This window comes from Chryseobacterium sp. SIMBA_038 (genome assembly GCF_046535115.1).
Lineage (GTDB): Bacteria > Bacteroidota > Bacteroidia > Flavobacteriales > Weeksellaceae > Chryseobacterium.
In genome coordinates, this window is sequence record NZ_JAWRXH010000113.1 from 1 (window position 1) to 279 (window position 279).

At 55.9% G+C, this 279-nt stretch carries 1 protein-coding gene; it reads left to right on the plus strand.

The genetic code is table 11. The annotated features are described in order from the left end of the window. A partial coding sequence (locus SB689_RS22925) for a DegT/DnrJ/EryC1/StrS family aminotransferase (protein ID WP_410694367.1) occupies nt 1–279 on the plus strand: 279 nt, incomplete at both ends.

Genomic DNA, 279 nt, shown 5'->3' on the forward strand with positions numbered 1-279 from the left:
CCCATTTATCCGGGTCAGTTTTCAGTCAGCGGCCGTCTGCGCGCGGTGAAACACTTGCTTACTGCCGGACAAAGCGGACTGACTGAAAAACTGGAAAAACGTTACGGGAAAGGGGTTGTGCTGACCTCCAGCGGCAGTGCGGCACTGGTGCTCGCATTAACTTATTCGGGGGCCGGGCCGGGGAAAGAAGTGATTTTCTCATCCTTCAGCTGCCCGAATGTCATTGATGCCGTACTGCAATCCGGTGCGACGCCTGTGTTTGCGCAGCTGGATGAGCAT